Annotated in this window: 21 protein-coding genes; 8 read left to right on the top strand and 13 right to left on the bottom strand. The window is 73.1% G+C overall.

Annotated elements, in window-relative coordinates:
* Positions 1–116: 116 nt before the first annotated feature.
* Both ABD317_RS12910 and ABD317_RS12905 read right to left on the bottom strand, forming a co-directional pair.
* Positions 117–971: a geranyl diphosphate 2-C-methyltransferase gene (locus ABD317_RS12910; protein WP_344289997.1), complete on the bottom strand. Its 855-nt coding sequence runs from the start codon at positions 969–971 to the stop codon at positions 117–119.
* A gap of 125 nt (positions 972–1,096) precedes the next feature.
* Entirely contained in the window at positions 1,097–2,302 is a 1,206-nt protein-coding gene (locus ABD317_RS12905; RefSeq protein ID WP_344289995.1) for a family 2 encapsulin nanocompartment cargo protein terpene cyclase, read from the bottom strand.
* 179 nt (positions 2,303–2,481) lie between these two features.
* On the opposite strand from ABD317_RS12905, the gene ABD317_RS12900 reads away from it, so the two are divergent.
* Both ABD317_RS12900 and ABD317_RS12895 read left to right on the top strand, forming a co-directional pair.
* A complete protein-coding gene (locus ABD317_RS12900) occupies positions 2,482–3,105 on the top strand; it encodes a TetR/AcrR family transcriptional regulator (protein ID WP_344289993.1) in 624 nt (207 codons plus the stop codon).
* 148 nt (positions 3,106–3,253) lie between these two features.
* A complete protein-coding gene (locus ABD317_RS12895) occupies positions 3,254–4,768 on the top strand; it encodes an MFS transporter (protein WP_344289992.1) in 1,515 nt (504 codons plus the stop codon).
* Positions 4,769–4,813: 45 nt separating this feature from the next.
* Here ABD317_RS12895 and ABD317_RS12890 read toward each other — a convergent pair whose 3' ends face one another.
* The 3 genes from ABD317_RS12890 to ABD317_RS12880 all read right to left on the bottom strand — a co-directional run bounded on the left by ABD317_RS12890 (position 4,814) and on the right by ABD317_RS12880 (position 7,437).
* Positions 4,814–5,791 carry a zinc-binding dehydrogenase gene (locus ABD317_RS12890; RefSeq protein WP_344289990.1) on the bottom strand — a complete coding sequence of 326 codons (978 nt, stop codon included), beginning with the start codon at positions 5,789–5,791 and terminating at the stop codon, positions 4,814–4,816.
* A 136-nt stretch (positions 5,792–5,927) separates the two neighbouring features.
* A complete protein-coding gene (locus ABD317_RS12885) occupies positions 5,928–7,175 on the bottom strand; it encodes a flotillin family protein (RefSeq protein WP_344289988.1) in 1,248 nt (415 codons plus the stop codon).
* 10 nt (positions 7,176–7,185) lie between these two features.
* Entirely contained in the window at positions 7,186–7,437 is a 252-nt protein-coding gene (locus ABD317_RS12880) for a hypothetical protein (protein WP_027753015.1), read from the bottom strand.
* A gap of 148 nt (positions 7,438–7,585) precedes the next feature.
* Here ABD317_RS12880 and nth point away from each other — a divergent pair, with 148 nt between their 5' ends.
* From nth to ABD317_RS12865, 3 genes are read left to right on the top strand one after another with little or no spacing between them, the layout of a single operon-like run.
* Positions 7,586–8,416, top strand: a complete 831-nt coding sequence (nth, locus tag ABD317_RS12875) for an endonuclease III (protein WP_344289986.1) — start codon at positions 7,586–7,588, stop codon at positions 8,414–8,416.
* Positions 8,413–9,219 (top strand): NUDIX hydrolase, encoded by an 807-nt coding sequence (locus tag ABD317_RS12870; protein WP_344289984.1) that lies wholly within the window; start codon positions 8,413–8,415, stop codon positions 9,217–9,219. Before nth ends, ABD317_RS12870 begins: the two co-directional genes overlap by 4 nt.
* A gap of 12 nt (positions 9,220–9,231) precedes the next feature.
* Positions 9,232–10,431, top strand: a complete 1,200-nt coding sequence (locus ABD317_RS12865; protein WP_344289982.1) for a MarP family serine protease — start codon at positions 9,232–9,234, stop codon at positions 10,429–10,431.
* 84 nt (positions 10,432–10,515) lie between these two features.
* Here ABD317_RS12865 and ABD317_RS12860 read toward each other — a convergent pair whose 3' ends face one another.
* The 6 genes from ABD317_RS12860 to ABD317_RS12835 form a co-directional block, all read right to left on the bottom strand.
* A complete protein-coding gene (locus tag ABD317_RS12860; RefSeq protein WP_344289980.1) occupies positions 10,516–10,689 on the bottom strand; it encodes a hypothetical protein in 174 nt (57 codons plus the stop codon).
* A gap of 150 nt (positions 10,690–10,839) precedes the next feature.
* Positions 10,840–11,766 carry an alpha/beta fold hydrolase gene (locus ABD317_RS12855; protein WP_344289978.1) on the bottom strand — a complete coding sequence of 309 codons (927 nt, stop codon included), beginning with the start codon at positions 11,764–11,766 and terminating at the stop codon, positions 10,840–10,842.
* Positions 11,763–12,308, bottom strand: a complete 546-nt coding sequence (locus ABD317_RS12850; RefSeq protein WP_078627515.1) for a phage holin family protein — start codon at positions 12,306–12,308, stop codon at positions 11,763–11,765. Before ABD317_RS12850 ends, ABD317_RS12855 begins: the two co-directional genes overlap by 4 nt.
* A gap of 29 nt (positions 12,309–12,337) precedes the next feature.
* Complete coding sequence (nhaA, locus tag ABD317_RS12845; RefSeq protein WP_344289976.1) at positions 12,338–13,735, bottom strand: Na+/H+ antiporter NhaA; 1,398 nt, start codon at positions 13,733–13,735, stop codon at positions 12,338–12,340.
* A gap of 368 nt (positions 13,736–14,103) precedes the next feature.
* Positions 14,104–16,059 (bottom strand): acetate--CoA ligase, encoded by a 1,956-nt coding sequence (gene acs / locus ABD317_RS12840; protein ID WP_344289974.1) that lies wholly within the window; start codon positions 16,057–16,059, stop codon positions 14,104–14,106.
* Positions 16,060–16,192: 133 nt separating this feature from the next.
* Positions 16,193–18,598, bottom strand: coding sequence for a SulP family inorganic anion transporter (locus ABD317_RS12835; protein WP_344289972.1), 2,406 nt, complete (start codon positions 18,596–18,598; stop codon positions 16,193–16,195).
* A gap of 457 nt (positions 18,599–19,055) precedes the next feature.
* Here ABD317_RS12835 and ABD317_RS12830 point away from each other — a divergent pair, with 457 nt between their 5' ends.
* Entirely contained in the window at positions 19,056–20,228 is a 1,173-nt protein-coding gene (locus ABD317_RS12830; protein WP_344290001.1) for a polysaccharide deacetylase family protein, read from the top strand.
* On the opposite strand, the gene ABD317_RS12825 is transcribed toward ABD317_RS12830, so the two are convergent.
* Positions 20,216–21,259 carry an ATP-binding protein gene (locus ABD317_RS12825; RefSeq protein ID WP_344289970.1) on the bottom strand — a complete coding sequence of 348 codons (1,044 nt, stop codon included), beginning with the start codon at positions 21,257–21,259 and terminating at the stop codon, positions 20,216–20,218. The genes ABD317_RS12830 and ABD317_RS12825 overlap by 13 nt on opposite strands.
* A gap of 86 nt (positions 21,260–21,345) precedes the next feature.
* Between ABD317_RS12825 and ABD317_RS12820 the strand changes: the two genes are divergently transcribed.
* Positions 21,346–22,242 carry a Fic family protein gene (locus tag ABD317_RS12820; protein ID WP_344289968.1) on the top strand — a complete coding sequence of 299 codons (897 nt, stop codon included), beginning with the start codon at positions 21,346–21,348 and terminating at the stop codon, positions 22,240–22,242.
* 412 nt (positions 22,243–22,654) lie between these two features.
* On the opposite strand, the gene ABD317_RS12815 is transcribed toward ABD317_RS12820, so the two are convergent.
* Positions 22,655–23,485, bottom strand: a complete 831-nt coding sequence (locus tag ABD317_RS12815) for an HAD family hydrolase (protein ID WP_344289966.1) — start codon at positions 23,483–23,485, stop codon at positions 22,655–22,657.
* Between the two features lie 527 nt (positions 23,486–24,012).
* On the opposite strand from ABD317_RS12815, the gene ssd reads away from it, so the two are divergent.
* Complete coding sequence (ssd, locus tag ABD317_RS12810; RefSeq protein ID WP_344289999.1) at positions 24,013–25,140, top strand: septum site-determining protein Ssd; 1,128 nt, start codon at positions 24,013–24,015, stop codon at positions 25,138–25,140.
* The last annotated feature ends 152 nt before the right edge of the window (positions 25,141–25,292 follow it).

The raw sequence follows: 25,292 nt of genomic DNA, 5'->3' as shown, positions 1-25,292 counted from the left end.
CCCCCGGACACCGGCGCCGGTGCGGACGCGGACACCGGCGCCGGCGCCGTCCCGGTGGGCCCGCCGGCCGCGGGCGCCCACCGGGCGGGCCGGGATCGGATCCGACCGGGCCCCGGTCAGACCCGATCCGCGGCGATCAGCAGGTACTGGAAGCTCCCGCTGCGGTACGCCGTGAGGAACGCCTCCTCGATCCCCGTGGCGACCGGGGACTGCGCGCGCAGCTCCCAGTACGGGATCGTCGCCTCGGTCAGGTCGATGACCTCCGCGGGCACCAGCCGGTGCGCCGCCATCTCCTTGAAGTACGTCGACCGCGGGTGGACGTGGCAGATGTAGTGCGCGTTGATCTGGCTGACCGCGCGGGACGGCAGCCCGTACGCGTCGTTGTAGCAGCCGGTGATGGTCACGTACCGGCCGCCGCGCGCGAGCAGCCGCGCGTGCTCCTCGAAGAGCTGCGCCAACTCCACGTACATCGTGCTCTCGTTGTTCCAGATCCCGCGGAACGCGCCCTTCTCGAAGCCCGTGTCGAGCATGTTCTTCAGGTGGAAGCGCACCGCGTTCCCGATGCCGCGGCGCTGCACCTGGTCGTTGGCGAAGGCGACCTGGGACTGCGAGATCGAGATGCCGTCGACGCGGCAGCCGAACCGCTCGTGTGCCATGAAGCTGGTGCCGCCGCGGCCGGAGCCGGCGTCGAGCAGCCGGGCGGCGGGGTCGGGCGCGCCGAGGTGGTCCAGCAGGAGGGTGGCCTGCGCGGTCTCCAGGCGGTGCATCTCCGCGATGATCCGGGCCTCCCTGGTCTCCTCCGGGCCCTCCAGCACGGACCGGTCGACCTCGCCGATGCCGTAGTGGTGGTGGTACGTCCCGCTGACGTCGCCGAGCCGCAGGTTGACCGGGTCCTTCTCGCGGTTCCAGTAGTCGGCGATGGAGTGCTGGTAGGGGCTGGTGAGGATGTTCGTGTCGGCGGCTGCCGCCATGGGCGTTCTCCTTAGGAGGGCGTGCTGAGCGTGCTGGGGCTGCTGAGGTGCGGTCGAGCGCGTGCCGGCCCGGGACACGTGGGACGCGCGGGACGGGCGGACGGGCGGACGGGCGGACGGGCTCGTCAGGCGGGCTGGTAGCGCGCGCTGGTGGCGTGCCACTCCTTGCAGCCGCCCATCCAGGCCCACACCCCGGCCAGGAAGCGGCCGAGCTGCGGCGAGCCGGCCGCCGCCAGGGCCGCGGCCTCCGCCTCGTAGGTGTGCATCAGCTCGTCGTGGATCAGAGCCGTGCGGTCCACCGCCTCCTGGAGGGTGCAGCCCTCCTCGGCGACGATCAGGTTGGGCAGGTTGGTGTCCGTGGGGTCTTCCTTCGCCATCGAGTACAGGTCGTTGAGGAGCACGCTGGCGGTGCCGGCGTAGAGGTACGTGCGGCGGACCCGGGCGTCGGCGAACTCGTCGGGCGGCAGCTCGTACCCGCCGACGGGGTCGACCAGGACCATGCACGGGAAGAACGCGTTCTCGTAGCGGTGCAGCAGGTACTCCCAGACGGCGGGGGTGCGCTCCGACGCGCGCCACTCGGCCTCCTGGCCGTACGCGACGAACATGACGGCCAGCTCGTGCCGCAGCCGGGCGACCTGGGTGGGGCCCGCGTACCGCGAGAGGTGCGCGAGGGCGGAGCGGAAGGCGCGCAGCACCGGCTCGCGCTGGACGGTCTCCTCGAACCGCGGCAGGTAGCGCGCGGGGAGGCGCACGGGGTCGACGACGGCGTGCGCCAGCGCCAGCCGCGGGCCGAGCAGGGCGGGGTCCGGGTCGTCCCCCTCGTCCACCCAGTGGTCGTCGACGGACCACTCCGACAGGCCGCACTTGGCGGCGGCCAGCAGCCGGTCGGGGTCGTCGCAGTCGGGGTGGGCGAGCATGAAGAGGCGGCCGAACTGGTGGGAGCGGAGGCGGTCGATGCGGCCGGTGAAGATGCCGACCTCCTCGGCCCATGCGACCAGGCGCTCGTTGACCTCCTCGCCGAGAGCGGGGTCGTTGCGGAGGGCGTCGGGGCAGTGCAGCGGCGGGATGCGCACGCCGCCGCGTTCGGTGTGCCCGTCGGGCGCGGCCGCGGGGGAGCCGGGCCCGGCTTCGGCCGCGGGCTCGGCTCCCGTTCCGGTACGGGCGGCGGGCTCCGCCCCGGGCGGCGGCGCGGCCTGGGGCGCGTACCCCGGCAGCGGGCGCGCGGCGGCGGTGCCGAGGCCCGTGGGACCGGGGGGCAGGAGGGCGCGGAGTGCTGCTTCGGTCGTGTGCGGCACACCGGCCTCCGCGGAAGCCGGCGAAGAGATCGTCATACTTCGACGCTAGGCATCTGCGCGGAGTGCGGCAATCGCTCGAAAGAGTAGGCATAAAAGGGGGATTGGCAGGGTGGAGGGCTCTTCGTGAAACCCCTCCGGGTGGAACGGTTGCGTTTCTCCCGGGCGCGGCATAGCGTGATGGTACGAAACCGTTCCGTACGATAAGGATCCCCGCCATGCCCGGCAGGCCCGTCGACCGGTTCCCCGGCCAGACCTCCGACGTCCGCATCCGCCGCCCCCGCATGACCCCCGAGCGCGAGCGTGAGCTGCTCGAAGCCGTGCTGGGCGTGCTGCGCGAGGCCGGGTACGGGGCGCTGTCGATGGATCTCGTGGCGACCCGTGCCCGGTGCAGCAAGGCGACCCTCTACCGGCAGTGGCACAGCAAGGCGGAGATGGTCGCCGCCGCGATGATCGCGAACCGCCCCGTGGACCCCGAAGCCGTCGACACCGGCTCCCTCCGCGGCGACCTGCTCGCCCTCGTCGAGGCGCTGTCCGCCACCGCGGAGAAGGACACCGCGCTGATCGCGGCGATACATCACGCCGCGCTCACCGACGAGGACCTGGCCGCGACCCTGCACACCTCGCTCGCGGAGTACGAGTTCACCCACCTGTCCGTGCTGCTCGACCGCGCGGTGGAGCGCGGCGAGCTGCAACGGCTGCCCGGCGCGGCCGAGTTCCTGCCGCAGCTGCTGTTCGGCGCGGTCGTCACGCGCCCGCTGACCGAGGGGTCGTTCGCCGACTCCACCTACCTCGCCCGGTTCGTCGACCTGGTGGTGCTGCCGGCGCTGCGGCACTCCTGACCCGTACGAACCGCCGCCCCGCCGCGCCGTTCACCGCCCACCGCCCACGGACCTGCGCCGCGCCGCCCGACCCCGGTGCGTACCCCCGACGCCACCGACCCGCACGCCACGACCCGGCCCTCCGACCACTCCCCCCACGGAGCCCGCCATGTCCCGTACCCGTGCCGAAGCCGGCGGCGGCCCCGCCGACGAACCCGCCGGCCTCTCCCAGGCCGAGCGCGCGCACCGCCACCGCTGGCTGATCCTCGGCGTCCTCGGCCTCGCCCAGCTGATGGTCGTCCTCGACGTGACCATCGTGAACATCGCCCTGCCGTCCGCCCAGGCCGACCTCGGCTTCTCCAACGGCGACCGGCAGTGGGTCGTCACCGCGTACTCGCTGGCCTTCGGCAGCCTCCTGCTGCTCGGCGGCCGCATCGCCGACCTCTTCGGCCGCAAGGTCACCTTCCTGGCCGGCCTCGTCGGCTTCGCCGCCGCCTCCGCCGTGGCCGGCGCCGCCGTGAACTTCGAGATGCTCATCATCGCCCGCGCCCTCCAGGGCGCCTTCGGCGCGCTCCTCGCCCCGTCCGCGCTGTCGCTGCTGACGACGACGTTCACCGACCCGGGCGAGCGGGCGAAGGCGTTCAGCGTCTACGGCGCCGTGTCCGGCGCGGGCGGCGCCATCGGCCTGCTGCTGGGCGGCGTGCTCACCGAGTACCTGGACTGGCGCTGGACGCTGTACGTCAACCTGGCCTTCGCCGTCCTCGCCTTCGCCGGTGCCGTCGCGCTGCTGGCCCGTACGGCGCGCGACCGCGGCGTCACGCTCGACGTGCCCGGCACGGCGCTGGTCACCGCCGGCCTGTTCGCCGTCGTCTACGGCTTCTCCAACGCCGAGCACCAGGACTGGGGCGCGCCCGCCACCTGGGGGCTGCTGATCGTCGGCGCCGTGCTGCTCACCGCGTTCGCCTGGTGGCAGACCCGCAGCCCGCACCCGCTGCTGCCGATGCGCATCGTCGCCGACCGCAACCGCGGCGCGTCCTTCCTCGGCATGCTGGTCGCCGCGGCCGGGATGTTCGGCGTCTTCCTCTTCCTCACGTACTACCTGCAGACCGGCCTCGACTACACCCCGATCGAGTCCGGGCTCGCCTTTCTGCCGATGGTCGGCGGCCTGGTGATCGCCGCGATGCTCGCCACCAACGTCGCCGTGCCGCGCCTCGGGCCGCGGCCGGTGGTGCCGTTGGGCATGGCCGTCGCGACCGCCGGCCTGCTGTGGATGACGACGCTGGACCTGAACAGCTCGTACGCGGGACACATCCTGCCGATGATCGTCGTGGCCGGCTTCGGCCTCGGGCTGGTCGTGGCGTCGGCGATGAGCCTGGGCACGCTCGGCGTCTCCGTGCACGACGCGGGCGTGGCCTCGGCGACCGTCAACGCCATGCAGCAGGTCGGCGGGTCCATCGGCATCGCCCTGCTCAACACCCTGTCCGCCAGCGCCGCCAACGACTACCTGTCCGGGCGCGATCCCAGGAACCCGGCCGTGCGGGCGCAGGCGGCGCTGGAGAGCTACCACACCGCGTTCTGGTGGTCGGCGGTGATCTTCGCGGTCGGCGCGGTGGTGACCGTGTTCCTGTACCGGCCGGGCGCGCCCAAGGAGCTGTCGGGCGGGGCGCCCACGGTGCACATGTGAGCCCCGCCCGCGCCCGGTCCAGGGCGACGCACGTGCCCACCACGCTCAGACGACGAGCAGCGACTTGCCCACCGTCGCGCGCCGGGCGAGCGAGGCGTGCGCGTCCTCCGCGCGCGCCAGCGGGTAGGTCGCACCGATCGAGGGCCTGATGCGGCCCGCGGCGGCGAGGTCCAGGGCCTCGACGAGCGCGGCCTGCCGGACGGACTGGGCGGGAGGCCCACCCGCCAGCAGGTTGGTGACCTGCACGTTCCGCTCCTCCGCCGTGCGCTGGTCGATGTCGGCGAAGCCGCCTTCGGACGTCCCGTACGTCACGAACCTGCCGCCGGGCGCCACCGTCTCGAACACCCTCTTGCCCAGCGCGCCCCCGGCGCCGTCGAAGGCTAGATCCACGCCGGCTCCGCCGGCCCCGCCGGCCACCTCCCGGGCCCGGTGCTGCCAGCCGTCCGCGGAGTAGTCGACGGCGTGCTCCGCGCCCAGCTCGCGGGCGAGGGCGAGCTTGCGCTCCCCGCGCGCCGCCGCGACGACGCGCGCCCCCGCGTCGCGCGCCAGCTGCACCACCAGCGACCCCGCCCCGCCGGCCGCCGCCGCGACCAGCACCGTCTCATCCTCGCGGAGCTGTCCCGCGCGGGCGAGGAGGATCGCGGTGGCACCGTCGTGCAGCATGGCCGCCGCCTCGGCGAAGCCGAGCCCGTCGGGGATCTCGACGATCTCCGCCGCGTCGGCGACGACCTGCTCCGCGTACGCGCCGGACGCCGGGGCGACGACGCGCCGCCCGACCCACGCCGCGTCGACGCCCTCCCCGACGGCCAGCACCGTCCCGGCGCCGCCGTTGCCCGGCACGTACGGCGGCTTCACCGGGAAGTGCTCGCCGCCCCAGCCGCTGCGCAGCAGGGTGTCCAGGTAGATGACGTCGGCCACCGCGAGACCCACGACGACCTGCCCCGCCCCCGCCGCCGGCTCGGGCACCTCCGCCGGCACCAGCACCTCGGGTCCGCCGAATTCCCGTACCTCGATCGCACGCACCGCGACCACGCTCCCGTCTTGATCGACTCGATGCGTCCCAACGTAGGAGTTGAACAGAGGTTCAGGTCAACGTGCGCCTGCGCGCGCCGCCGGCCTCCCCCGGCCGTACGCGACGACGGCCGGGGGAGGCGGGGCGTCACACCCCGGTCGACGAGCCCTGCCGGGCCGGCCGTTCGACCTCCGGCGGCCGGGGCTGCGTCGGCGGCTGCGGCTGCGGCTGGGCCTGCGCCTCGGTCCGGGTCTGGGACCGGGGCCGGGACCGCGCCTGGGAGGAGGGCTGGGGCTGGAACGGGGACGGGGACTGCGGCTGGCCCATGGTGTTCCGTACGGAGTCCAGGATGGTCAGCCCCTGGCCGACCAGCCCCGCCGTGAGCTGGCCCAGGCCGTCGGCCCCGTTCAGCACGTTGATGTTGGCGCCCTGCAGACCGGCCGCCGCCCGCTCCACGATCTTCGGGAGCTGGTCGATCAGCTGCTGGTCCAGCGCGACCCGGTCGTTCGAGGACGCAGCCTCGGCCTGGATCTTCGTCCGTTCCGCCTCGGCGAGCGCCAGCACCCGGACCCGCTCGGCCTCCGCCTCGGCGGGCTTGACCACCTCGGCCTGCAGCTCCTGCTGGCGGAGCCGGGCCGCGCGCTCGGCCAGCTCGGTCTGCGCGGCGAGCACGTCCTGCTGGGCGTGCGCCTGCGCCAGCGGCCCGGACTGCGCCGCCTCCGCCTCGACGCGGCTGACCTCGGCCTGGTACTGCGCCCGCACCATGGCGGTCTCCCGGGCGTACTCGGCCTGCTTCCGCGCGGACTCCTGCTCCGCCTCGGACGCCCGCTGCGCCGCCTGCGCCTCGGCGATCTTCGCTTCCCGCTGGATGGCCGCCTGGTGCGGCGCCGACATGGCCCTGATGTAGCCGGTGTCGCCGTCGTCGATCGACTGGATCTGGAACGAGTCGACGATCAGACCGATCCGGCCCATCTCGCTCTTGGAGGTCTCCACCACCTCGGAGGCGAGCTTCTGCCGCTCCGTGACGATCTCCTCGACCGTCATCGAGCCGATGATGGCGCGGAGGTGGCCGGCGAAGATCCGCCCGGTCAGCACCGACATCTCCTTCTGCTCGGAGAGGAAGCGCTGGCCGGCGTTGACGATGCTCTCGATGTCGTTGCCGACCTTGAAGGCGATCACGGCCCGTACGGTCAGCGGGATGCCCTGCCTGGTCACGCAGTGCTCGGCGACCTCGGACTCGTGCATCGCCAGCGACAGGAAGCGGGTCTTGCGGAAGATCGGTAATACGAACCTGCCGTGCCCGACGACGACGCGGAACGGCGCACCGTCCCGCCGGCGCCTCCCGCCCGACACCAGCATGGCCTGGTCGGGGGCCGGAACGCGATAGCCGAACATGCCTACCTCCTCAATCGACGGGACCGCTACCGCCGGTCAGCTCGTCCAACGGATCGATCCACGCGATCACGGTGACCTGGCGACCGCCGCAGTACTCGGTGACCAGTACGTCCGCCCCTTCCGGCAGCGGCTCGGCGGACCAGGCGAGAAAGGTCTCGGTGCCGCCCCGCACCCGCACCAGGACCTCGCCGGGGCCGGCGGACCCGCGCGTGGGGATGACGAGAACGCCGAGACAGCCGATCACGGCGTCGTCAGGCACCATCGATGGAATCCCCTCCATCACCCTGCTCGCGACGTTCATCCGTACCCTACTCACGACGGCGGTCGCTCAATCTTGGTTTCCCCCGCCGGGGAGGGGGCCCGGGCTGTTTTGCTCCCTGGGTGTCGGCGGGGGACCGTAGGCTTGCCCCATGGCGAAGAGTGGCAAGGCGGCACCCGCGGCCGAGGGCCGCGCGGTGGTGCGCAAGGCGAAACCGGCGCCGACGCGGACGGGGCTGGTGCGGCAGGCGCGGCGGATCTACCGCGAGCTGGCCGAGGTGTATCCGTACGCCCACCCGGAACTGGACTTCGAGAACCCGTACCAGCTGCTCATCGCCACGGTGCTCTCCGCCCAGACCACCGACCTGCGGGTGAACCAGACCACGCCCGCGCTCTTCGCCCGGTACCCGACGCCCGAGGACCTGGCGGCGGCCAGTCCGGAGGAGGTCGAGGAGCTGATCCGGCCCACCGGCTTCTTCCGCGCCAAGACCAAGTCGATCATGGGCCTTTCACAGGCGCTGCGGGACGACTTCGGGGGCGAAGTCCCGGGGAACCTGAAGGACCTGGTCAAGCTGCCGGGAGTGGGCCGGAAGACCGCGTTCGTCGTCCTCGGCAACGCCTTCGGGGTCCCCGGCATCACGGTCGACACGCACTTCGCCCGGCTCGTGCGGCGCTGGAAGTGGACCGAGCAGACCGACCCGGACAGGATCGAGCAGGAGGTCGGGTCCCTCTTCCCGAAGAAGGACTGGACGATGCTCTCGCACTACGTGATCTTCCACGGCCGGCGCATCTGCCACGCCCGCAAGCCCGCCTGCGGCGCCTGCCCCATCGCTCCGCTCTGCCCGGCCTACGGCGAGGGGGAGACGGATCCGGACAAGGCGGAGAAGCTGCTGAAGTACGAGAAGGGCGGCATGCCGGGGCAGCGCCTCAAGCCGCCGCCGGACTACCCCGGCCGGCCCGCGCCCCCGCTGGGAGCCGCATGACGCGCGCACGCGAGATGCCCGGCGGACCGGGCACCGGCGCGGCGGCGGAGGCGGCGCGCAGTGAAGCGGACGGGGGCACGCGGAACGGTACGGAGGGCGCGGACTCCGGCCGTGCGCCGGCGGATTCGGCCCCCGCGCCCGTGGCCGTCAGCGACGCCGGCCTGCCCGGCTGGCTGCAGCCCGTCGCCGAAGCCGCCCGTACCGTACGGCCCGAGCAGTTGAGCCGCTTCCTCCCGTCCGACGGCGACGACGGCCGGCCCGCCGCCGTGCTCGTCCTCTTCGGCGACGGCGACCACGGCCCCGAGCTGCTGCTCACCGAGCGCGCCAGCTCGCTGCGCTCGCACGCCGGCCAGCCCTCCTTCCCCGGCGGCTCCCTCGACCCCGAGGACGGCGACCCGGAGGGCGACGGCCCGCCGCGTGCCGCGCTGCGCGAGGCGCAGGAGGAGACCGGGCTCGACCCCGCGGGCGTGCAGGTGTTCGCCGTGCTCCCCCGGCTGTACATCCCCGTCAGCGGCTTCGTCGTCTCGCCCGTGCTCGGCTGGTGGCGCGAGCCCAGCCCCGTCGGCGTCGTCGATCCGGCCGAGACGGCCCGGGTGTTCAGCGTCACGGTGGCGGATCTCACCGACCCGGCGAACCGCGCGATGGCCGTGCACCCGCGCGGCCACCTCGGCCCCGCGTTCCTCGTCGGCTCCGCGCTGGTCTGGGGTTTCACCGCCGGCGTGATCGACCGCATTCTGCACCTGGCCGGGTGGGAGCGCCCGTGGGATCGCGAACGCCGGGTGCCGCTGGACTGGCACGCATGAGACGGTGACCGGGTGAACGTGCTGGACATCCTGCTGGTGGCGGCGGCCGTGTGGTTCGCCGTGGTCGGGTATCGCCAGGGTTTCGTGGTCGGCGTGCTGTCCGTCTGCGGCTTCGTCGGCGGCGGGCTGCTGGCCATCTATCTGCTGCCGGTCGTCTGGGACTTGCTGACCGACGGCGCCGCCCTCGGCCCGACGGCCGCGTTCGGCGCCATCGTCCTCGTCCTCATAGCGGCCTCGGTGGGGCAGGGGCTCACCACCCACCTCGGCAACCAGCTGCGGCAGTACATCACCTGGTCCCCCGCCCGCTCCCTCGACGCCACCGGCGGCGCGCTGGTCAACGTCGTGGCGCTGCTGCTCGTCGCCTGGCTGCTCGGCACGGCGCTGGCGTCGACGACGCTGCCGACCGTCGCCCGCGAGGTGCGGCAGTCGCAGGTGCTGAACGGCGTCGCCGAGGTGATGCCGAAGAGCGCCGACACCTGGTTCGGCGAGTTCAGCTCGGTGCTGTCGGAGAACAGGTTCCCGCAGGTCTTCGCGCCGTTCCAGAGCGAGCAGATCACGAACGTGCCGGCGCCCGACCCCGCGCTGACAAGCAGCCCGGTGGTGGAGCGGGCCCGGGAGAGCATCGTCAAGGTCGTCGGCACCGCCCAGTCCTGCGGCAAGATACTGGAGGGCACCGGCTTCGTCTTCGCACCGCAGCGCGTGATGACCAACGCCCACGTCGTCGGCGGCGTCGACGAGCCCACCGTGCAGATCGGCGGCGAGGGCGAGGAGTACGACGGCGAGGTCGTGCTCTACGACTGGCAGCGGGACATCGCCGTGCTGGAGGTCCCCGAGCTGGACGCCCCCGCCCTGCCGTTCGACCAGGACGACGCCGGGCGCGGCGACGACGCCATCGTCGCCGGCTTCCCGGAGAACGGCGGCTTCGACGTACGGGCGGCGCGCGTGCGCGACCGCATAACGGCCAACGGCCCGGACATCTACCGCCGCGGCACGGTCAACCGCGACGTCTACTCGCTCTTCACCCTCGTCCGCCAGGGCAACTCCGGCGGTCCGCTGCTCAACCCCGAGGGCGCCGTCGTGGGCGTCATCTTCGCCCGGTCCATGGACGACCAGGACACCGGCTACGCGCTGACCGTCGACGAGGTCCGCGAGGACATCGAGCGCGGGCGCACGGCGTCGCGGCAGGTGGACAGCGACAGCTGTGCCATGTGAGACGGGCGGGGGCTGGGCCCGGATCTGGGGCTGGGGGCACGACCCCCGGGGGACCTTCGCAGGGCCCGGCCCCGGCGGAGCCGCTCAGTGCACGCGCCGCAACCGGGCGCTCATCCAGCGGGCCCGGCGGCGGAGGATGTGCGGGATCCCCAGACGCAGGTCCACTTCACGGTGCGCCGCTGCGCCCGGGAGCGATCTGGCGTCCGGGGCGGGGGCGCGGTGGGTTCCTACGTCGTTGTAGTCATGCGTCCAACCCATACCCGGATCCTCCCCTCGGCAGGCGGCCGGTAATCGCCCTTTCTCGTGCCAATCGGCCTATGCAGGGTGCAATTGACGTGTGCAGATTCAGCCACCGCCCCGTCCGCCGACGCCGTACGGACGGTGGACCCGCCGCCCACCTGGGGTGGTTCAGCGGTCGGGCTCGGGATCCCGGAGCCAGTTGACGAGTTCGGCGGTGAACGCGACCGGGTCCTCCTCGTGCGGGAAGTGCCCGAGACCGTCGAAAAGCCGCCACCGGTACGGCGCTTCCACGTACGCCACCGACCCCGCCGCGCTGCGCGTGCGCATCACCGGATCGAGGGAACCGTGCAGGTGCAGCACCGGCACCCGCACCGGCAGCTTCATCCGGCGGTAGAACTGCACGCCGTCGGGGCGCCCCAGCGACCGTACGAGCCACCGGTACGGCTCCACCGAGCAGTGCGCCGTGGAGGGCACGGTCATCGCCCGCCGGTAGACCTCCAGCGTCTTGTCGTCCGGCTGCCGCGGCCCCGACCAGGCGCGGATGAGCCGGCCGACCAACGCGGCGTCGTCGGCGACGAGTTGCCGCTCGGGCAGCCAGGGGGGCTGGGCGCTCCAGACGAAGGAGCCCGCGGCGCTCTGCCGCGGATCGGTGAGCATCGCGGAGCGCCAGCGGCGCGGGTGCGGCATCGCGGAGACGGTCAGCCGGCGGACGAGCTTGGGGCGCATGACGGCGGCCGTCCAGGCCAGGTAGCCGCCGAGGTCGTGGCCGACGAGCGCGGCGTCCGGCTCGCCGAGGGAGCGGATCACGCCGGTGACGTCGAGGGCGAGGTTCGCCGGGTCGTAGCCGCGGGGCGTGCGGTCGCTGCCGCCGACGCCCCGCAGGTCCATGGCCACCGCGCGGTACCCGGCCTCGGCGAGGGCCGGCAGCTGGTGCCGCCAGGTCCACCAGAACTGCGGGAAGCCGTGCAGCAGCAGGACCAGTGGCCCTTCGCCCATCTCCACGATGTGGAAGCGGGCGCCGTTCGCGGCGACGTCCCTGTGGGTCCAGGGGCCTTCTAGGTGGACTGCCGGTTCGACTGGCGACGGTGCCGTCATGACTCCGAGCGTGCCACGTCCGCGGCCGGCTTGCGTCGGTCCGCCGGATGACTTCGGCCGCGCAGGGAGTCGGAGAGGACGCCGGCGGTCTCCTTGGCGGAGTTCATCGCGCGCTCGGGCTTGCGCATCTTGCGCACCTTGGCGATGCCCCAGAAGGCGACGGCCGCGCCGAGGGCCAGGTGGGCGCCGAAGACGATGAGGAACGACCAGCCGAGGGCGAGGCCCAGGGCGTGCACCCCGTAGGCGGCGGCGAAGCTGAGCACCGGGATGCCGAAGAGGACCAGCACGGCGGCGATGCCAAGGGCGGCGCCGCCGGCTCCGGCCCGCTTGATGTCCTCCCGGGTCTCGGCCTTGAGCAGGGCGATCTCGTCGTGGACGAGGGCGCTCAGACCGGTGGTGGCGGTCGAGACGAGCTGCCCGAGGCTCTGCTGTGTGTCGAGGTGCTCGTCGGTGCCGGCCGCGGCCGACCCGTTGCTTTTCGTGGTGCTGATCCCGTCCGCGGCCGTCCGGTCACCTACCGCACCGTTGCCGGCTGCGCTCATCGTCCGTCCCTTCGCCGCCTGGAGTCACATCATGCCCGACCGTCCCCCGGATCGCCGGTCGGGTGCCGCAATTCGGCACGCTTGCGGTGCTCGGCGGCCTTTTCCTCGTGGATGACGGCCATCCGCCGGTGGTAGTCCGGGTCGTCCTGCTGGTACAGGTCGGGTATGCCGTCGCCGTCGTCGTCGCGCTCGTCCTCCTCGGCTATCGCCTTGTAGCGATTGTCCCGGAACTTGAGCAGGATGCACGCCAGGATCGCGGCGATGACCGAGCCCGTCAGCACCGCCGCCTTGGTCTCTTCGGCCAGGGCGACGTCGTCGGCGAAGGCCAGTTCGCTGATGAGCAGCGAGACGGTGAATCCGATGCCGGCGAGCGTGGCGACGGCGAACACGTCGGGCCAGGAGAGCGCCGGGTTCAGCTCCGCCCGGGTGAAGCGGACGGCGAGCCGGGAGCCGAGCGTGATGCCGACGATCTTGCCGACGACCAGGCCGAGCACGACCCCCAGCGGCTCGGGGTCGGTGAACACCCCGGCCAGCGCATCGGCGTTCACGGACACGCCCGCCGCGAAGAACGCGAAGACGGGCACGGCCAGGCCGGCGGAGAGCGGGCGGACCTGGTGCTCGATGCGCTCGCCGGGCGAGCACTCTTCGCCCGGTCGGGTGGTGACGCGCAGCATCAGGCCCATGGCGACGCCCGCGATGGTGGCGTGCACGCCGCTGGCGTGCATGAGCGCCCAGTTGACGAGGGCCAGCGGCAGGTACACGTACCAGCCGCGCACCTCGCGGCGCTGCAGGAACCAGAAGAGGGCCAGGCCGGCGAGGGCGAGGCCGAGGGCGGCGAAGTTGAGCCCGGAGGTGAAGAAGACCGCGATGATCAGGATCGCGAAGAGGTCGTCCACGACGGCCAGCGTCAGCAGGAAGGCGCGCAGCGCGGAGGGGAGGTTGCTGCCGATGACCGCGAGCACGGCGAGGGCGAAGGCGATGTCGGTGGCGGTGGGGATGGCCCAGCCGCCGAGGTCGCCGCGGCCGGCGTTGACGGTGAAGTAGACGAGGGCGGGGACGGCCATGCCGCAGACGGCGGCGACTATCGGCAGGGCGGCGGCCCGTGGGTCGCGCAGCTCGCCGTCGACGAGTTCGCGCTTCAGCTCGACGCCGACGACGAAGAAGAAGACCGTCAGCAGCCCGTCCTGGGCCCAGTGGGTGAGGTCGATGTGGAGGTCGAGCGCGGAGGGGCCGAAGGTGAAGTGCCTGATGTCCTCGTAGGTGCCGCTGAGGGCGCTGTTCGCGAAGATGAGGGCGATGACGGCCGCGGCCAGCAGGATGAGTCCGCCGACGGTCTCCGTGCGCAGGGCCTCGGCGAGGAACTTGTTCTCTTTGAGGGATGGCCTGCGGAGGAACTCGGACGGCTGCTGGCGCTGGGGCGCGGTCACGACGGGGCCTCCCGGGCGGTCGACGGCAGATACACGGGTGCTGTGTGCCGACCAGACTTCCCGGCGCGCCTCAGACTTTTGTCGCTTTATTTTTCTGTCTCTCTCACCCTACAGGGCGGCGCCGCCGATCCATCTGGAGTCAGTTTACGGGGCAAAAGGGATATACGGCTCGGTCATGGGGTGGGGGGGAGGGCGGTCAGGGCACGGTGTGCGGGCCCGGCCGGGCAGCGCCGGGCCCGCCGGGGGCGGGGTGGTTCCCCGCCGCCGGCGCGGCTCACTGTCCCGGCTGTGCCCCGGCCGTGCCGGGGTCGCCGCGCGGTTCCGCCGCGGTCGTCCCGGGCCGTGCCGCGGGTGCTGTCCTCGCGGTCTCAGTCCTCCGAGGCCGCGCTCGGCAGCTTGGCCTGGATGAGGTCCATGACCGTGGTGTCCGTCAGCGTCGTGACGTCGCCCATCTGGCGGTTCTCGGCGACGTCCCGCAGCAGCCGGCGCATGATCTTGCCGGAGCGGGTCTTGGGCAGCTCCGCGACCGGCAGGATCCGCTTGGGCTTGGCGATCGGGCCCAGGGCCTTCGCCACGTGCGCCCGCAGCTCCTCCACCAGCCCGTCCGCCTCTTCGGCGCCCCCGCGCAGGATCACGAAGGCGACGATGGCCTGCGTGGTCTGCGGGTCGGTGGCGCCGACGACCGCGGCCTCGGCGACCTTGGGGTGCGAGACGAGGGCGGACTCCACCTCGGTGGTGGAGATGTTGTGCCCGGAGACGAGCATGACGTCGTCGACGCGGCCCAGCAGCCAGATGTCGCCGTCGTCGTCCTTCTTCGCGCCGTCACCCGCGAAGTACCGGCCTTCGAAGCGGGACCAGTACGTGTCCCTGTAGCGCTGGTCGTCGCCCCAGATCGTGCGCAGCATCGACGGCCACGGCTCCGTGAGCACCAGGTAGCCGCCGGAGCCGTCCGGGACCTCGCGCGCCTCGTCGTCCACGACGGTGGCCGCGATGCCGGGCAGCGGCACCTGCGCGGAGCCGGGCTTCGTGCTCGTCACGCCGGGCAGCGGGCTGATCATGATGCCGCCCGTCTCCGTCTGCCACCACGTGTCGACCACGGGCGTGCGGCCGCCGCCGATGTGCTCCCGGTACCAGATCCACGCCTCGGGGTTGATCGGCTCGCCGACCGAGCCGAGCACCCGCAGGCTGCTCAGGTCGAACTTGGCCGGGACGGCGTCGCCCCACTTCATGCACGCGCGGATCGCGGTGGGGGCGGTGTAGAAGATCGAGACCCGGTACTTCTGGACGATCTCCCACCAGCGGCCCTGGTGCGGGGTGTCGGGCGTGCCCTCGTAAAGCACCTGGGTGGCCCCGTTGGAGAGCGGGCCGTACACGATGTACGAGTGGCCGGTGACCCAGCCGACGTCGGCCGTGCACCAGTACACGTCGGACTCGGGCTTGAGGTCGAAGACGGCGTGGTGGGTGTAGGAGACCTGGGTGAGATAGCCCCCGGTGGTGTGCAGGATCCCCTTGGGCTTACCCGTCGTGCCCGAGGTGTAGAGGATGAAGAGCGGGTGCTCGGCGGGGAACGCCTCGGGGGTGTGCGTCTCCTCCTGCCGGTCGACGACGTCGTGCCACCACACGTCGCGGCCCTCGGTCCAGGCCACCTCCTGGCCCGTCCGGCGCACCACCAGCACGTTGCGCACGTGCTCGGAGCGCTCCACCGCCTCGTCCACCGCGGGCTTCAGGGCGGACGGCTTGCCGCGCCGGTACCCGCCGTCGGCGGTGATGACCACGCGCGCGTCCGCGTCCGCGATCCGGGTCGCCAGCGCGTCGGCGGAGAAGCCGCCGAAGACCACCGAGTGGGGTGCGCCGATGCGGGCGCAGGCCAGCATCGCGACAACGGTCTCGGGGATCATCGGCATGTAGACCGCGACCCGGTCGCCGGTCTGCACGCCCAGCTCCACCAGCGCGTTCGCCGCCTTGGCGACGTCCCGCTGCAGCTCGGCGTAGGTGATCGAGCGCGAGTCGCCCGGCTCGCCCTCGAAGTGGATCGCGACGCGGTCGCCGAGGCCGGCCTCGACGTGCCGGTCCACGCAGTTGTACGCGACGTTGAGCGCGCCGTCCTCGAACCACTTCGCGAACGGCGGGTTCGACCAGTCGAGCGTCTCGGTGGGCTCGGTGGCCCAGCTGAGCCTCCGGGCCTGCTCCGCCCAGAAGCCCAGCCGGTCCGCACGGGCCTGCTCGTACGCCTCCGCCGTGACGTTCGCGTGTGCGGCCAGCTCGGCGGGCGGCTCGAACCGGCGTTCCTCCTTGAGCAGGTTGGCCAGGCTTTCGTTGCTCACGACATCTCCCTTTCCAGGATGTCCGCCTCAGTCCAGGGCCTAGCTCATCAGGCGCGGGGAGGGCGTGACAAGAGCCTGGGGATAAATTGGTTTAGACCTGTGGGCAACCGTCGGTGCGGTGCGCGGCCGGACATCACGCCGGAGCGGGCTGCGGCTGCCCGGCGGCGGGACCGGGACGTACCGCCGTGAAGTCCCCCTCGGCTCCCAGCACGTATGTCTGCGCCTCGCCGACGTGGAAGTACATCCCGTGCAGGCTCAGCGAGCCGTCGGCCAGCCGGCGGCGCACACACGGGTGCCGGCGCAGGTGGTCCAGCTGCTGCGCGACGTTGGCCAGGCTCACCCGCTCGGACTCGTCCGCGTACGGCCGGCCGGTGATCCGGGGGCCGCCGGCGCGGGCCCGCACCAGGCTCGGCAGCCCGTGGTGCAGCCAGCGCCGCAGCGGCGTCGGGGGCACGTCACCGGCGGACCCGGCGTCCTCCCCGCGTGCGGCCTCCCCGTCGACCAGCGCCCCCATCGCGCCGCAGCCCGAGTGCCCGCACACCGTGATCGACTCGACCCGCAGCACCTCGACGGCGAACTCGACCGCCGCCGCGACGGAGTCGTCGTGCGGCCCGGTCCCGGCGTCCGCGCCCGCCCGCTGTCCGGTCCCGTCCGGCGGCGGCACCAGGTTCCCCACGTTCCGTACCGTGAAGAGGTCGCCCGGCCCGCTCGACGTGATCATGCTGGGGACCACCCGGGAGTCCGAGCAGGTGAGAAAGAGCTGCGTCGGCCGCTGCCCCTCGCGGGCCAGCCGCGCCAGCTCCTCGCGCAGCCGTGGCGCGGTGTTGCGCTGGAAGGTGCTGATGCCGCTGAGCAGCCGGTGCGCCGGCGCGGGCGTCTTTGGCGTCGTCACGCAGCAGTGGTTGCGCCACGGCGTCCAGGGGTGGCAGTGGTGCGCCGTGCCCGGCTCGGCGATGCGCCGGCCCGTGGCGGTGGTCAGCTCCGCGGCGCCCCCGTGTGCGACGTGCGCCCGGCGCCACTCCTGCAGCGTCTCGTACGCGGCGTGGTCCATGAACGAGCCGGTCAGCTCCACCTCCGCCGCCGCGCCCCGCGGCACCTGCGTGAGCACCCTGCTCAGCCGCGGCACGGCGAGGAAGGTGAGCTGCCCGTGCACCTGGACGCGGTACGTGTCCTCCCGTTCGTCCCGTCCGGCGCCGCCCTCCGCGCCGGGCCGCCCCGGTCCTCCGGGGCGCCGCTCCAGCGTCACCCGCGTACGGGACAGCCGGTGCAGCGCCACCGCCACCGCCACCGCGATCCCCACGGCGACGCCCTCCAGCACCCCCAGCAGCACGACCCCGGCGACGGTCGCCGCGTACACGGGGATCTCCCGGTGCCGCCGCACCGACCGCATGTGGCTGATCTTCACCATCTGGATGCCGACCACCATCACCAGCGCCCCCAGCGCCGCCAGCGGGATCAGCTCCAGCATCCCCACCAGCAGCAGCGACGCCAGCACCACCCACACCCCGTGCAGCACGGCGGACCTGCGGCTGACCGCCCCCGCCGCGACGTTCGCCGAGCTGCGCACGGCGACCCCGGTGACGGGCAGCCCGCCGCACAGCCCCGCGACGAAGTTGCCGGCCCCCTGGGCGCGCAGCTCCCGGTCGAGGTCGGCGCGCGGCACGGGGTGCGCGTCGCCGCGCGCCATGGCGAGCTTGTCGACCGCCACCGCGGACAGCAGCGACTCCACGCTGGCCACGACCGTGATCGTCAGCACCGCGGCCACCAGGCCCAGCACGGGCCCGTCCGGCGTCCCCGCGAGCGCGTGGCTGCTCCACGCGGGCAGGTCCACGCGCGGCAGCCGCATCCCGGTGAGGGAGGCGAAGCCGGTGGCGACCACGATGGCGGCCAGCGCTCCCGGCAGGTACCGCAGCGGCCCCGTGCCCCGCCCGCGCAGCCACGGCCAGCCGAGCAGCACGACGATGACGACGGCGCTCACCGACACCGCACCGGTGTGCAGGTCGGCGAGCTGGCCGGGCAGCGCCAACGTGTTGTCGACGGGCGAGCTCTGCGGGCTGCCGCCGAGGACGATGTGCAGCTGGGCCAGCGCGATGGTCACGCCGATGCCGGCGAGCATGCCGTGCACGATGGCCGGGCTGACCGCCAGCGCGGACCGGGCCACCCTGAGCGAGCCGAGCGCGAGCTGTGTGAGCCCCGCGAGGGCGGTGATGGCGCAGGTGGCGCGCCAGCCGTACTGCTGGATGAGGTCGGCCGTGACCACGGTCAGCCCGGCGGCGGGCCCGCTGACCTGCAACGGCGCCCCGCAGAGCAGGCCGACGACGATGCCGCCCACGGCCGCGGACAGCAGCCCGGCCTGCAGCGGGGCGCCGGTCGCGAGCGCGATGCCCAGCGAGAGCGGCAGGGCGATGAGGAAGACGGTGACGGAGGCGGACAGGTCGGCGGCGAGGGGACGCCGGCCGCAGGCGCGGTCGCGCGGATCCGGCTCCTTCGCGCGCTCGGCGGAAGTGCTTCCCGGGGGGGTCGGGCGTCCTGCGGGCATGTGGCGTCTCCTCGTTGGGGAGGGGGCGTCGAGCAGCACGGGCACACGGCTTGACGTCACTCTGAGTGACAGTACGGTGACCCTCAAGGGTAAGTAAATGAATCGTAATGCCACGTAAAGAGTTTGCGAAGGGCTTTACTCCGGCCGGCCCGCTTCTCCCATCCATCGAGTGAATGCAGAGAGATAATCTGAATTTCTGGTTATCCCTCTTTCCGAGCGTGCGGCGAGGAATCGCGCGTGTATTCGGCTATTCGAGTCAGCACGTCCCTGGCGGCGTCGGGAAGAGGTGGAAGCTTTGTTCGGAACATGGCGGGCGACCGTGGGAATCTGCGGCGTCCTCGCACTGGGGGGTGTGGCGGTCGCGAGCTGTTCTCCCGGTACGGGACCGGACGGCGATACGCAGCGCTCGGGGAGCGACGGCACGGCGGACGACGCGGCACCCGGAAATGGCCGGCCGCTGAAGCTCATCGGCGACGGCTCCACCGCCTACACCGGCGCGCAGCCCAACCAGCCCACGGTCAGCCGGATGACGGCGGGCACCAGGCCGCCGCAGTTCGTCGTCTTCTCCTGGGACGGCGCCGGCGAGGACGGCCAGCGCCTCTTCTCCCACTTCCGCAAGGTGGCGCGGGAGAACGACGCGGCCATGACGTACTTCCTCAGCGGCGTGTACGTCCTCCCCCGGGACAAGCGCATGGAGTACGAGCCCCCGGGCCACCCCCGCGGCGCCTCCGACATCGGCTACCTGGACGAGGAGGAGATCAGCGCCACCCTGGAGCAGGTGCGCGGCGCCTGGCTGGAGGGCAGCGAGATCGGCACCCACTTCAACGGCCACTTCTGCGGCCGTACGGGCGTCGCGAGCTGGTCGAAGGAGGACTGGAAGAGCGAGATCGCGCAGGCCAAGCAGTTCGTGCAGCAGTGGAAGACGAACACCGGCCGGAAGAAGGCGGATCCGCTTCCCTTCGACTACGACAGGGAGCTGATCGGCGGCCGCGCACCCTGCCTGGAGGGCCAGAAGAACCTCATCAAGGCCGCCGGGGAGATGGGTTTCCGCTATGACACCAGCGGTGTCAGCAGTCAGGTGTGGCCTAAGAAGAAGGAGGGCGTCTGGGACCTGTCGCTGCAGGAGGTCCCGTTCCCCGGCCGCGCCTTCGAAGTCGTGAGCATGGACTACAACTTCATGGCCAACCAGTCGGGCACCGCCTATGCGCCGCCCGCCCAGCACGCGGCCTTCGAACGGCAGATGCGCGAGGGGCTACTGGCCGGTTTCGAGCGCGCCTACACCGGCAACCGCGCACCCCTCATCATCGGAAACCACTTCGAGAGCTGGAACGGCGGCGCGTACATGCGCGCCGTCGAGGACACCATCAAGACCGTCTGTCCCAAGAAGGACGTGCACTGCGTCTCGTTCCGGCAGCTGGTCGACTGGCTGGACGCCCAGGACCCGGGCACGCTGGCGAAGCTGCGCACGCTGGACGTGGGCGAGCGGCCGGCGAAGGGCTGGGAGAAGTTCCTGGCGGAGCCGGCGGCCTCCGCGAAGCAGGGGAGCGCGAAGCGCGCCGGGGAGCCGGCGGAGTCCGCGCAGAAGGACCCCGCCGGCACCGCGGACGCCGGGCAGGGTCAGGCGGGCTGAGGGGCGGCGGCCGTGCCCGGTACCGCGGCGCCGGGCACGGCCGCGTCCGGCAGCGCCCGGGCGGGCGCGGTCTCGCCCAGCACGAAGCCGGGGTCGATCTGGGCCGTCAGGTCCGCCCCGGTCCTCGCGTTGCCCCAGCTCTCGGCGTTCCTGCGGTGGAAGTGCACCATCTGGGCGGTGTAGCGGGCCCAGTCACGCCGTTCGTACGACGCGTCCACGGCCCCGTACATCTCCCGCAGCACCTGCGCGGCCGGCTCCTCCAGCGCCGCGCACTCCGGCGGACGGCCCTTCTCCATCGCCCGCACCCAGTCGGAGTGCGGGAACGCGGCCAGCAGGTCGGCGCCCACCTCCGCGCGCAGGAACTCCAGGTCGTCCGGGCCCTGCACCTTGTTGCCGACGACGCGCAGCGCGACGTCGAAGTCGCGCGCGTACTCCTTGTACTGCCGGTAGACGGACACACCCTTGCGGGTGGGCTCGGCGACGAGGAACGTCATGTCGAAACGCGTGAACATCCCCGAGGCGAAGGAGTCGCTGCCCGCCGTCATGTCGACGACGATGTACTCCTCGCGCCCGTCGACCAGGTGGTTGAGGCACAGCTCCACCGCGCCGGTCTTGGAGTGGTAGCAGGCGACACCGAGGTCGGCCTCGGTGAACGGGCCGGTGACCATGAGGCGTACGGAGCCGTTGTCCAACCGCACGGGACGGGCGCACGCGTCGTACACGGGGTTGTCCCCGGTGACCGAGAGCAGACGTGAGCCCGTGCCGGGAGGCGTCGTCTTGATCATTCCGGCGGCGTCCGGGATACGCGGGTTGGCGCCCCGCAGGTGTTCCTTGATGAGCGGGAGGTGCGCGCCGAGCGCGGGCAGCCGGGCGGCCTCCTCCTCGTCAAGCCCGAGGGCGGCCCCCAGGTGCTGGTTGATGTCCGCGTCGACGGCGAGCACGGGACGGCCGGTGCCGGCGAGCTGCCGGACGAAGAGGGACGACAGGGTGGTCTTGCCGCTGCCGCCCTTACCCACGAAAGCGATCTTCATGTTCAGAAACGGTAGCCGGATCTTGGCCCGCGGTCAGGCAAAGGGCCGCACAAGTCCACCCCATCGGGTTGCGTAGGCTCGTACGCATGACGAGCGCGACCGACCCGCTGGCGGCCCTGAGCACCCTTCCGGGAGTCGAGGAGGCCGTGTCCTCTGTACGGAGGTCGGTCGATCGCGTCTACGGGCACCGGGTCATGCGGCGGCGCAGCAGCGAGGTGTCGGCGGAGGCGGCGCTGCGCGGCGCGCGGGCCTCGGCGGCGCTGTCGGGGGCGGACTGGGCGCTGGAGGAGGTGCGCAGACGCAGCGACTTCTCCGCGCCGGGGGAGCCGCGGACGGTGGGCGGGGCGCTGCGGGTGAACGCGGAGGCGGGACAACTGCTGAGCACGTGGCGGCAGTCGCCGATGCGGGTGCTGGCCCGGCTGCACGTGGTGGCGTCGGGCGGGACGGGGGGCTCCTCCGGCGGGTCTGCGGACTCCGGAGGGCCGGCGGGCGGTGCCGGGACGGATGCCGCGGCGGGCGCCGGTGCGGCGGTCGGGCGGCCCCGGCTGGCCGGCGAGAGCGTCGCGGAGCCGGACGTGGCGCTGCCGTCGCCGCCGCCGGACGGCGACGAGACGGCGGCCCGGCTGGACGCGCTGGCGGCCCTGGTGGTCGCCGGCTCGTCGGCTCCGGCGCTGGTCATGGCGGCGGTGGTGCACGGCGAACTGCTGACGCTGCGCCCGTTCCGTACCGGCAACGGCCTCGTCGCACGGGCCGCCGAGCGGATCGTCCTGGCCGGCAGCGGGCTGGACCCGAAGGCGGTCTGCCCGGCCGAGGTGGGGCACGCGGAGCAGGGGCGTGCGGCGTACGAGGCGGCGCTCGCGGGCTACGCGGGCGGGACGCCGGAGGGCGTCGGGGAGTGGATCGCGCACTGCGGCCGGGCTGTCGAGCTGGGGGCGCGGGAGAGCACGGCGGTGTGCGAGGCGCTGCAGCGGGGGGCCGCGTAGGGGCGCGCCGCGATCGGCGTGCCCGGCCGGTGCGGGCCGTCGCGGGGGCGCGGGCGCAGAGTTGCGGCGGCACCCTGGGGCACCGCCGCTGTCTCATGTCCGCCGGGGTACCAGTGCGTGCACTTTTTTGCCCATCAGGCCCGGAACTTCGCCGGTTCCTGGTGTGGCGGTCCCTATTCGAGGGATCGGCGTCGCGTGGGTTCCCGACTTCCATGTGCGGTCCGTGGGGCCGTGGTTGCTGGGGGATCCTTCGCGGATGCCCTGGCTCTCGCGGGCCGTAATCCCTTTGTACTCCTGTCCGCGGTGAGAGGGAAGTACGGCGCTGGGATATTTACTTTCACCTGCAAATGATTGCGAAGGTTACTCATCGGGCAAAGCGGAAGCCGTGCAGGTCAGGGCGGTGGGCAGGGTCTCAGGCCGCCTGGATGCGGCGCCGGTACGTGTACCAGACCACCCCGGCCGCGGTCACCGCCGCCAGCCCCGCGGCCGCCGCGGCCAGGACCGGCCGGGAGGGCAGCGTGAACTGCGGCAGCCGCTGCTTCAGCCGTACGGGACGGGCGAACGACAGCACCGGCCAGTCCCGCTCGGCCGCCTCGCGGCGCAGCGCCCGGTCGGGGTTGACGGCGTACGGGTGGCCGACGGCCTCCAGGAGGGGGACATCCGTGATCGAGTCGCTGTACGCGTACGAGCGGGCCAGGTCGTACCCCTCGGCGGCGGCCAGCTCCGCCACCGCCTCCGCCTTGGCGGGTCCGTAGGCGTAGTACTCGATGTCGCCGGTGTAGCGGCCGCCCTCGACGACCATGCGGGTGGCGATCGTGCGGTCCGCGCCGAGCAGCTCGCCGATGGGCTCGACGACCTCGGCGCCCGAGCTGCTGACGATGACGACGTCGCGGCCGGCGAGGTGGTGGTCCTCGATGAGGGCGGCGGCCTCGTCATAGATGATCGGGTCGATGAGGTCGTGGAGGGTCTCGGCCACGATCTCGCTGACCTGGGCCACGTTCCAGCCGCGGCAGAGGTCGGAGAGGTAGGCGCGCATGCGCTCCGTCTGCTCGTGGTCGGCGCCGCCCAGGAGATAGATGAACTGCGAGTAGGCGGATCGGAGCACTGCCCTCCGGTTGATCAGCCCGCCGTGGTAGAACGACCGGCTGAAGGTCAGCGTGCTCGACTTCGCAATGACCGTCTTGTCCAGATCGAAGAAGGCGGCCGTCCTGGGCAACGAGTGGTTTTCCACGAGTGCGAGCATAGGCGCCCACCATTCGGCGTAAGCTGTGGCGCGTGGGTTTGCCTGAGAAGCCTCTCGGGTACACCATGGAAGTCACGGATCGTTCGCGACCGTGCTAACCCGGACCGGCTCCTCCCCCCCCGAGTCGGCCGTGGGGACGACCCCCGCTCTCCCCCCCGGCGGGGGTCGTCGCATGTCCGGACTTCGGCATTCTCGTTTTTCTTCGGCCGCGTCGGATCTTCTTCCGCTCTTCCCGGCCGCTCCTTGCTTCAGGCCGCCCTTCAGGCTGTCTTCATCGCTGTCGTGGAACTAGACGCATCACCGTGGGTAACCGTTGCCCCCGATCTGAACGCTCCCCCGAACGGGTGACGGAGTTGTCCACAACCGGCGGGTTGTCCCCAGATCCTGACCAAGATCCCCGTGGGGCGGGTCGGCCGGGACACCGTGGGGGTCGGCAGCGGGTCCGGCGCCGTCGCGGAGGGCGGCGGCGCGGACCGGGGTGGACGGCGTGCCGGGAGGGCGCGCGGATGAGACGGGGGAGGCGGCTGATGGGCCGGATGCGGAGCGGCGGCGTGGACGGCGTGGACGGCGGGGTCGGCGGCCGGCCGCTGGTCGTCACGGAGGACGAGGAGCTGCTGGACGACCTGCTGCGGCTGTGCGCCGCGGCGGGGACGCAGGCGGAGGTCTCGCACGCGCCGGGGCGGCAGGACTGGGCCGCGGCGCCGCTGGTGCTGGTCGGGGACGACAGCGCCGGGCGGCTGACGGCGGCGGGGCCGCCCCGGCGGGAGGGGGTGCTGCTCGTGGGCCGGGATCAGGACGATCCGGGGGTGTGGCAGCGGGCGATCGCGGTCGGGGCGGAGCAGGTGCTCGTGCTGCCGGACGAGGAGACGGCGCTGGTGGACCGGCTCGCCGACGCCGCGGAGGGGACCGGCGGGCAGGCCCGCACGGTCGGCGTCGTCGGCGGCCGGGGCGGTGCCGGGGCCTCCACGCTGGCCTGCGCGCTCGGGGTGACGGCGGCGCGGGCCGGGCAGCGGACGGTGCTGGTCGACGCGGATCCGCTGGGCGGCGGGCTCGACGTGCTGCTCGGCGGGGAGGACGCGGAGGGGCTGCGCTGGCCGGCCTTCGCGTCGTCGCGGGGCCGGATCGGCGGAGCCGCGCTGGAGGAGTCGCTGCCGCGGCTGCACGGCCTGCGGCTGCTGAGCTGGGACCGGGGCGGCGACGCGGGGGCGGTGCCGGTGGCGCCGGCGGCGATGCGGTCGGTGCTGGCGGCGGCCCGCCGGCGCAGCGGCGTGGTCGTGGTGGACCTGCCGCGGCGGGTGGACGGGCCGGTGGCGGAGGCGCTGGCCCAGTTGGACGTGGGACTGCTGGTGGTGCCTGCCGAACTGCGCGCGGTGGCGGCGGCGCACCGGGTGGCGGAGGAGGTGCGGACGGTGCTCAGCGACCTGCGGGTGGTGGTCCGCGGCCCGGCGCGGGGCGGCCTCGCGGCCGAGGACGTCGCCGGTCTCCTGGGCCTGCCGCTCGCCGGTGAACTCCCCGCGGAGCCGGGCCTGCCGCAGGCCGCCGAGACCGGCACCCCCTCCCCGGGCAGCCGCCCCCGCGCCCCGCTGTCCCGCTTCTGTACGGAGTTCTGGGCCCGGGTGCTGCCGGGCGCCAGCGCGGAGGGCGTGTCCGTATGAGCGGCGGCGGGATGCGTACGGAACACGCTGCCGGCAGCCGGGTCGCGGAGCCGGAGCCGGAGGCGGGGCCGGGGATGGAGCCGGGGCGGGAGCCGGGGGCGGGGGCTCGTCGCACCCGTGCCGGAGCACCATGGCGGCAAGGAAGGAGTCGG

The organism is Streptomyces synnematoformans, from assembly GCF_039531005.1.
GTDB lineage: Bacteria > Actinomycetota > Actinomycetes > Streptomycetales > Streptomycetaceae > Streptomyces > Streptomyces synnematoformans.
The sequence above is the reverse complement of the archived record's forward strand: the minus strand, read 5'-3'. Positions and strand labels throughout refer to the sequence as shown.

Coding starts and splice junctions, on each gene's coding strand:
- ABD317_RS12885 (WP_344289988.1), bottom strand. CDS start 7,175: ATGTTCGGCTATCGCGTTCCGGCCCCCGACCAGGCCATGCTGGTGTCG.
- ABD317_RS12900 (WP_344289993.1), top strand. CDS start 2,482: ATGCCCGGCAGGCCCGTCGACCGGTTCCCCGGCCAGACCTCCGACGTC.
- ABD317_RS12835 (WP_344289972.1), bottom strand. CDS start 18,598: ATGCCCGCAGGACGCCCGACCCCCCCGGGAAGCACTTCCGCCGAGCGC.
- ABD317_RS12910 (WP_344289997.1), bottom strand. CDS start 971: ATGGCGGCAGCCGCCGACACGAACATCCTCACCAGCCCCTACCAGCAC.
- ABD317_RS12815 (WP_344289966.1), bottom strand. CDS start 23,485: ATGCTCGCACTCGTGGAAAACCACTCGTTGCCCAGGACGGCCGCCTTC.
- ABD317_RS12820 (WP_344289968.1), top strand. CDS start 21,346: ATGACGAGCGCGACCGACCCGCTGGCGGCCCTGAGCACCCTTCCGGGA.
- ABD317_RS12860 (WP_344289980.1), bottom strand. CDS start 10,689: ATGGGTTGGACGCATGACTACAACGACGTAGGAACCCACCGCGCCCCC.
- ABD317_RS12905 (WP_344289995.1), bottom strand. CDS start 2,302: ATGACGATCTCTTCGCCGGCTTCCGCGGAGGCCGGTGTGCCGCACACG.
- ABD317_RS12880 (WP_027753015.1), bottom strand. CDS start 7,437: ATGGTGCCTGACGACGCCGTGATCGGCTGTCTCGGCGTTCTCGTCATC.
- ABD317_RS12895 (WP_344289992.1), top strand. CDS start 3,254: ATGTCCCGTACCCGTGCCGAAGCCGGCGGCGGCCCCGCCGACGAACCC.
- ABD317_RS12850 (WP_078627515.1), bottom strand. CDS start 12,308: ATGAGCGCAGCCGGCAACGGTGCGGTAGGTGACCGGACGGCCGCGGAC.
- ABD317_RS12855 (WP_344289978.1), bottom strand. CDS start 11,766: ATGACGGCACCGTCGCCAGTCGAACCGGCAGTCCACCTAGAAGGCCCC.
- ABD317_RS12825 (WP_344289970.1), bottom strand. CDS start 21,259: ATGAAGATCGCTTTCGTGGGTAAGGGCGGCAGCGGCAAGACCACCCTG.
- ABD317_RS12870 (WP_344289984.1), top strand. CDS start 8,413: ATGACGCGCGCACGCGAGATGCCCGGCGGACCGGGCACCGGCGCGGCG.
- ssd (WP_344289999.1), top strand. CDS start 24,013: ATGGGCCGGATGCGGAGCGGCGGCGTGGACGGCGTGGACGGCGGGGTC.
- nth (WP_344289986.1), top strand. CDS start 7,586: ATGGCGAAGAGTGGCAAGGCGGCACCCGCGGCCGAGGGCCGCGCGGTG.